10 protein-coding genes are annotated in these 6366 nt (G+C 42.8%); 1 reads left to right on the top strand and 9 read right to left on the bottom strand.

Annotation, left to right across the window (positions count from 1 at the left end):
- Nucleotides 1–308 precede the first annotated feature (308 nt).
- Nucleotides 309–665, top strand: coding sequence for a hypothetical protein (locus DI392_RS17520; protein ID WP_109320988.1), 357 nt, complete (start codon nucleotides 309–311; stop codon nucleotides 663–665).
- 525 nt (nucleotides 666–1190) lie between these two features.
- Here the strand turns inward: DI392_RS17520 and DI392_RS17515 are convergent.
- The 9 genes from DI392_RS17515 to DI392_RS17475 form a co-directional block, all read right to left on the bottom strand.
- On the bottom strand, nucleotides 1191–1409 hold the full coding sequence (locus DI392_RS17515) for a hypothetical protein (RefSeq protein ID WP_109320987.1): 219 nt from the start codon (nucleotides 1407–1409) through the stop codon (nucleotides 1191–1193).
- A gap of 143 nt (nucleotides 1410–1552) precedes the next feature.
- Nucleotides 1553–2464: a hypothetical protein gene (locus DI392_RS17510; RefSeq protein WP_109320986.1), complete on the bottom strand. Its 912-nt coding sequence runs from the start codon at nucleotides 2462–2464 to the stop codon at nucleotides 1553–1555.
- 56 nt (nucleotides 2465–2520) lie between these two features.
- A complete protein-coding gene (locus DI392_RS17505; RefSeq protein WP_109320985.1) occupies nucleotides 2521–2799 on the bottom strand; it encodes a hypothetical protein in 279 nt (92 codons plus the stop codon).
- 319 nt (nucleotides 2800–3118) lie between these two features.
- Nucleotides 3119–4081 (bottom strand): helix-turn-helix domain-containing protein, encoded by a 963-nt coding sequence (locus tag DI392_RS17500; protein WP_109320984.1) that lies wholly within the window; start codon nucleotides 4079–4081, stop codon nucleotides 3119–3121.
- Entirely contained in the window at nucleotides 4078–4293 is a 216-nt protein-coding gene (locus tag DI392_RS17495; protein ID WP_109320983.1) for a placenta-specific protein 9, read from the bottom strand. The genes DI392_RS17500 and DI392_RS17495 overlap by 4 nt, the downstream gene beginning before the upstream one ends.
- Complete coding sequence (locus DI392_RS17490; RefSeq protein WP_109320982.1) at nucleotides 4290–4508, bottom strand: hypothetical protein; 219 nt, start codon at nucleotides 4506–4508, stop codon at nucleotides 4290–4292. Before DI392_RS17490 ends, DI392_RS17495 begins: the two co-directional genes overlap by 4 nt.
- 341 nt (nucleotides 4509–4849) lie before the next feature.
- Nucleotides 4850–5725, bottom strand: a complete 876-nt coding sequence (locus DI392_RS17485) for a BRO-N domain-containing protein (protein WP_219930920.1) — start codon at nucleotides 5723–5725, stop codon at nucleotides 4850–4852.
- A complete protein-coding gene (locus DI392_RS17480; protein WP_109320981.1) occupies nucleotides 5722–6096 on the bottom strand; it encodes a hypothetical protein in 375 nt (124 codons plus the stop codon). Before DI392_RS17480 ends, DI392_RS17485 begins: the two co-directional genes overlap by 4 nt.
- Nucleotides 6093–6287, bottom strand: a complete 195-nt coding sequence (locus tag DI392_RS17475) for a helix-turn-helix transcriptional regulator (protein WP_109320980.1) — start codon at nucleotides 6285–6287, stop codon at nucleotides 6093–6095. The genes DI392_RS17480 and DI392_RS17475 overlap by 4 nt, the downstream gene beginning before the upstream one ends.
- Between the last annotated feature and the right edge of the window lie 79 nt (nucleotides 6288–6366).

Genomic DNA, 6366 nt, shown 5'->3' with positions numbered 1-6366 from the left:
TTACGACAATATTGTCGACAAGCTGTGTAGTGCTTGGAATCGTTTTTGTGCAGACAAAAGCAGAGTCATTTCGCTCTGCTTTAGAGATTGGACTATATTGACCAGTTAATTAGTGTGATTGGTATTAGCTCAGATACAACAAAGCCCCGACGTGAGTCGAGGCTTTGTTGTATGGATATGGTACGGTGGGCGGACTTGATAATAAAATTTATCTATTTGTTATATATGAAAATAAAAACCAAACCGTAGATGTGGGGTTACCAATAGGGTTACTATAATGAAAAGTCACACCCTGATTGGTGATTCGTATGAGGTCGTTAGAAGAACTTCTTAATAGCTGGGGGCTATGGAAAGCAACCGGGGAGATCATCCATGTTAATGCTGGTGGCTCTTTCTTTCAGGATAAAATTCAAACCACCAGGTACCAATCAATAGCCTTGCTTCAAAGTGATAAACCTCAAAAGCTCATCGATACCCTAATTAACCACCATCTTACCAAACGGCAAAGGGAAGTGATCCGGGTTGAATACCGGGCTTCTGAGAATATCCCTCATTTCAAAAATAGCGAGCAGAAAGCGCATTACATCCAGTTAACGGGCGGTGCCTACAGAGAACGGCTAAGACGGGCTAAGTCGGTGCTTAATTCCTGTCTGGACTCCCGGTAGCTTATGCTTGATACATCCAAATATGGATACATCTCCACCTGCTTGGTGATCGCTTTCGCTGGCCCCGTGAGATGTTAAAAACTTTAGAAAAAAAGATCCTTATTTATCGCGTATAAAAATGAACTTAGGGCGGCGGTCAGTGTGTAAAAGGCTCTAGAGATTTGACCCGACCCCTGTCTTCCATTGATCTATGTATACAGATTTCAATAACCCAAATAGGGATACACCTCCACCAGCTTAACACTTTACCCGTTAGGCTGGTGTGTTCTGACAAATGCTTAACTTTCCTTGTTTTCTTGCCTTACTTCTTCATCACTATTGGCGGTAAAAACTGTAGTTTCTTCTTATAGTTGCAAAAACCATACTTACCCAAAGTGAGGAAGGATCTCTATGTAGGCACGAAAACCAGCCAAAAGCCGGGCATCGCAACCCCCGTGTCTGGGGGATCTCTTAGGAGGACCCATATAAGCAGAGTTTTTCATTTTTTATGGCTGTGGCAAACTTAATGAGCAATTATGCTGATGTTCAGATAATGATATAGCTTAGCCCGTAGATTTTTAGCCTATCTGGCTTTATTCTCCAGCTTTGGTTCTGCTGTATCAGGCCACCAGATTCGGTACCAATAGCTGATATTGTTTCTGTTGGCCGTAAGTCCGGATTGGCTTCTGCAGTAAAGCGAATACCCAGAATATCGGAAATGTATTGAGCAAATGGATTATCAGTAATGTTTAACCTGCCACACATTTTTATCACCAACTGATTAGGGGCTGTTTTTCAGTATAGCTCTATTGGGACAAAGCGAGAGAGAGCACTATCATCACTCGAGGTCAGACAAAAGCGAGTGAGTCAGTTCAATGAGGAAAAAGAGGACTTAGCTCCGTAAGGTGTTAAATTTCAATCCCTTGAGCAGGAATAGAATTCAGTATCCAACACTCTTGATGAACGTTGTTTATATATGAGCTTTGAAGGTATTGTCTTTCCATTGCCTGAAGCCTAACTTTGTTCATCATATCTACTTGAGGGTCTCCAGTAGTAGTTCCGGCAATCCCTTGAGCATCCTTCAGCTCCCCATAAGCATCCATCAGCTTAATAAACTCATTTGCTTTGATATGTTTGTGGGAACGGTTAGTCATTACCCCTGCATATTTATAAGAGTCCATTATAGTATTTAGTGAGTCTCCATCGACATCGAATGGAGAAGAAATCCACTTAAACACATGGAGTAAGAACAAGTTTGCGGGCCATGATACTGGGTTAGGGTTTGTAGGAAATACTTCGGCAGTCGACGTACTTAAACTCTCTTGCAGTTCTGTAGCCCCAATAAAGATTATGTTAGGCACTTTGTTCTTTTGGGAGCCAATTCGACCAGCCTTAACATAATTGAAGATGCCGGCAAAACACTGGCCAAGATAAACAACTGCTTTGTCTAATTTTGGAGCTGACTTCAATGATTCCAATAGGCAATGAGGAGTAATCGGTTTTACAGCATCAATACCACGCTCACTACCGTGCCCTGTAATAAACATCACCATGTTTTCATGCGTGTTACCTTGCATATCAACAAAAAACCCTTCAGAGGTTTTAATACTATAAGTATTTGAAGACGCTATTTGAAAAAGGTTATTGATGTTTGCTCTATCTTTTCCATCCACATATATATGGATATCGTTTGACTGGATACCAGCACGCTCAAGACACGCCAACCCATACACTAGATCGAGTATATGTCGATCTTCAGGGTTAGCTTCAGACGATGCAAGGAAAAGTACCCACTTAGTATTGTTACTGATTAAACTCACTATGACGCTGGCTTATGTTGTAATTTTTATCGTTTTAAAAAGTTATCTTAATTCTTTTATAAGTTGCCGACGAACTGGTTACTTAATGAAACCGGTCTTGGCACATCATCAAAGTAAAATAACTCTTCCATAGCTAGTTCTTCTGATTGAAGAGATAACAATATATTACCACTTTCATCGAGGCCATAAATTTCCTTTCCTACTTTTAAAAAGTAAGATGCTTCAGTATCTCTATTAGGTGATTTGAAGAGGAACCATTGTCCTGAGTTAATACACTCTTTAACGTACTGGTCTATGTTTGGCAACTCATTGGAATGTATGTGTTTGAATTTCATCGCTTAACTCCTCTGTACTTACTCACAGTTTTAACTTACTGAAAGCAGTTTACAGTGCACATTTTGTGCTTGTAATTTGCGGCGCATATTGTAACAACAATATGAAATATAGCTACTATTAGTTAATTAATCAAAAATACACAATTAATTCAATAAAAAACAAACAAAATTTTAATGTTTATCTAAGTATCAAAATATTGATCAATGACGTGACATACCTACATGATGGAGGTGAACCTCACATGGAGGAGGATACTGCTTGGGTGGCTATACAGGCGCAATTTAGCCCATATCTAGGCATCACCACCAGCTATCCCTGTTATCCGCACTCAAAGCCCATATAACGCTCATAGAACCGCATATCTCCCTCTGGGTGCTCCTTTGCTGCCATTTTCAGCCTAACCAATGGATTGAGTAGCTTGTCTGAGTCTCCCAACTCATCGATAACAAACTCACACATAGCCAGGCAATCATCTTTTGACTGAGGGTCTACAGAGAACTCTTCCACTACCCAGTGCATAGCATCCAGATCCTGCTTGCTGGGTGTTTCCGGTAATGTGCGTTTATGCCTGCGTTTTACAAATCCTTTGATGTATGTCCATAGGTTCATCATGTCAGAACTTAAGCTTTCAGAAAAAATATCGGATGGGAGTGGGGCGAGTTTTGAACTCGCGCCCCCTGTATTTATATTATTATTTATATTTACTTTATATTTGGGGGTCAGATTGACCTCATCAAATGAGCAGATTGACCCCTGCTTCGGGGTCACAGTGACCTGATCAACCGTCCCGGTATCGGAGTTATTCTCAGAGTTATCCACAATAGGGGTCAGATTGACCCCATCAAATGGGGTAGTAGAGGTCATGGTGACCTCATCAAATACCGTAGCAGGGGTCACGCTGACCTGATCTAATTCGGTAGTAGGGGTCAGGCTGACCCCATCAACATCTTTAGTAGAGGTCAGATTGACCTCATCAAAATAGGAATAGGGAAGATTTAAGACATAAATATTAGGGTGTGATTTACTACCGGTTTCCCTTTTTCTGCATACGAGGATGATCTTCATCTGCTCAAGGTTTTTAGCTGACCGCTTAATTGTGCTTTCACTAACCCCCATCAATTTAGATAAGGTAGGTATCGTTCTCCAGCATTGGTTCTTATGATTAGCGAACCGGCAAAGTGTCATCAGTAGATACCGGTCATTCCCTCTGACGTGAGTCATTTCATCACAGAAACGGTAGTGCATTTCTTTGATGTGTTTGAAATCGGGATGAGGCTTCATACATCCCCCTCAACACTTGTGTGCAGGTGTTCTACTGCTTTTTCTACTACCTCATCAATCACTTGCAGATTATCCAGTACGCTCCATAGGGCATCGTTTAGTACATCGTTGTTAAGTCGGCTATCTTTATTCTCTGAGGCTAGCTGGATCATGCTGATAACTGCCTTAGCCTGGGAAACATTACGCTGTAGAGCATCAACTTTATCCATCATGCTGCAACCTCCTGATCATTTATCTTGCTGGTGGTGAGATGCCCTGACAGAGCAGGATATTGATTAGCAGTGGTGCGAGACATAAACATTAACGGCAGGACTGCTAGCTGTTGACGGGCTAGCCGCTCAGTTTGAGCCACTACGGATACAGTACGGATGCGTTTTAGGTCTGATAGCTTTTTGCAGCCACCAGCAATAATGAATGTATAGATCATGGGGTATTCCCTACGTGATTTTAAACGTAGGTGGATCGGGTAGCCGCACGACAATGCGCACGTAGGAACGCAAGGTTGGGGGCGTTTTCTTTGGCTCCCGACCCATGCCACCCAAAATCGGATGCACGCAAACAGGACAGAAAACCTGCCTATTTTGGTGTGGAATGGGAAAACTGATTTTCCTACGTTAGTCATTGCCTGTGGGTGTCGAGTCCACCAGCTGTGTAATCGGGTGTCGAGGCCGTTTACGTTTGTAACTGTATATCCAAGTCCGGATTTAGGCAAGCCGATCTCCTGCGAACCTGCCGCATATGCTGTATTTTTCATCGTGTGGAGCCTTATTACTGGTGGAGTTTCGCGAGTTCTTCCGGGCTTGATTGGCTGGTGGTGTAGCTGCCATTCCAGTCCTTACGCATGGGTAACATGCCCTTATGGTAGAACTTATAAAGCATTGCTCCACCTAACTGAGTAACCAGGGTCTTATAGCTTCGTTTACCGGGCCTGTACTCATGGGTGGTACATTCAAACTCTTTATTTCTGTGTGGGGAGCTGGGGCGGTATCCGTGCTTTTCCCTGATTAAAATCCCTTTGCGAACTAAAAAGCCCTGTACCTCCTGGGTATTGACTCCATTTAGTTGCATACAGAAAGCCGGTATTGTCATTCCTGCAGCAAACTGATTGATAAGATCCCTCTGTACTTGCTCCAGTCTTCGGTTCTCCTGTTCCTGCTCCTGTATCTTACTCTGAGCCACCAGCACAGCTTTAGCCATAAGGTCATCAGGGGTCATATCTTCTTGCCCCATCGTATAGCCGCCATGTTTACGAATTGATGGTAATACTTCCTTTGTTACCCATCTCTTGAATGCTTTGGCACTTTCCAGCTTAGAGGAAAAGATAAGCGAATAAAGCCCAGACTCATTGATTGTGGTCAGTTTCCGAAGGCCTTTATTATTCGTGTCGCGATTCGCGACGTCTTTATCTTCATTATCTACATGCTTTGAAATAGCATCACGGGTATTTTGATATCCCAACATGGAAGCAACATCTTGAGCAAAGAACCAAGGATCGCCATCAGCATCAGTCAGAACTGTTAAATCTCCAAACTGAGGATGATTAAATACCTCCATTTTGCTGGTGGTGCTATACTGGGCCTGATTAATCAAGTTCTCAGGAACTGTAGTTATCGCCTCATTGCCCGGGGCGTTTTCTATTTTCATAGCTCAGCTTCCCTCTCTGCATGGCATTCAATAACGTAATCTACCAGCACCCCGACAAAAGCCTTGCTAGCTTCTACATCTTCATGGAAACACATATCAAGAATCTTGGGTTTATCTAGTTCTAATCCTGAATAAAGGAAAGATTCGGCTATAGACTCCCCCCAACTGGCACCATGATCCACCCCTCGGAAAGAGGAATAAACGGTACCATCCTCATATACAGCCAGTAGGTCATCTCCTTCATGGGCGTAATCCAGAGCATCTTGGGTGTTGCTGAATGCTTGTGCTGGTCTCCTGGTACTGTCTGGTTGTTCTGCCGGGTGAACAACTATGACTGTACGCTTACTGTTGTTCTCGTTAACGTCCATCATGCTGTCACCTCGTCACGCTGTGCGATCTGGCTTTCAACCCATAATGTAACCTCGGATTCGACCCATGCTACTGAGCGACCACCAAGAGGGACGGACTTGGGAAATTTGCCTGCATTCATGCGGTCATAGATGGAGCTTTTTGATAAGCCAGTAAGTTTTATTACTTCTTCTTTGCGGATTAATCTGGTCATTTTATCTCTCTCGCCATATGTGGATTTATTCGGCAAGAGAGACGATAACTAATTGTTAGTACTGTTTGTATGTACAGTT

Origin of the sequence: Vibrio albus (assembly GCF_003144035.1) — a bacterium.
Classification (GTDB): Bacteria; Pseudomonadota; Gammaproteobacteria; order Enterobacterales; family Vibrionaceae; genus Vibrio; species Vibrio albus.
This window is presented reverse-complemented; position numbering and strand designations above follow the sequence as displayed.

What these genes read in the sequence shown, in the direction of transcription:
- DI392_RS17520 (WP_109320988.1), top strand. Translation starts at nt 309, where the DNA reads ATGAGGTCGTTAGAAGAACTTCTTAATAGCTGGGGGCTATGGAAAGCA.
- DI392_RS17515 (WP_109320987.1), bottom strand. Translation starts at nt 1,409, where the DNA reads ATGTGTGGCAGGTTAAACATTACTGATAATCCATTTGCTCAATACATT.
- DI392_RS17505 (WP_109320985.1), bottom strand. Translation starts at nt 2,799, where the DNA reads ATGAAATTCAAACACATACATTCCAATGAGTTGCCAAACATAGACCAG.
- DI392_RS17500 (WP_109320984.1), bottom strand. Translation starts at nt 4,081, where the DNA reads ATGAAGCCTCATCCCGATTTCAAACACATCAAAGAAATGCACTACCGT.
- DI392_RS17495 (WP_109320983.1), bottom strand. Translation starts at nt 4,293, where the DNA reads ATGATGGATAAAGTTGATGCTCTACAGCGTAATGTTTCCCAGGCTAAG.
- DI392_RS17490 (WP_109320982.1), bottom strand. Translation starts at nt 4,508, where the DNA reads ATGATCTATACATTCATTATTGCTGGTGGCTGCAAAAAGCTATCAGAC.
- DI392_RS17485 (WP_219930920.1), bottom strand. Translation starts at nt 5,725, where the DNA reads ATGAAAATAGAAAACGCCCCGGGCAATGAGGCGATAACTACAGTTCCT.
- DI392_RS17480 (WP_109320981.1), bottom strand. Translation starts at nt 6,096, where the DNA reads ATGATGGACGTTAACGAGAACAACAGTAAGCGTACAGTCATAGTTGTT.
- DI392_RS17475 (WP_109320980.1), bottom strand. Translation starts at nt 6,287, where the DNA reads ATGACCAGATTAATCCGCAAAGAAGAAGTAATAAAACTTACTGGCTTA.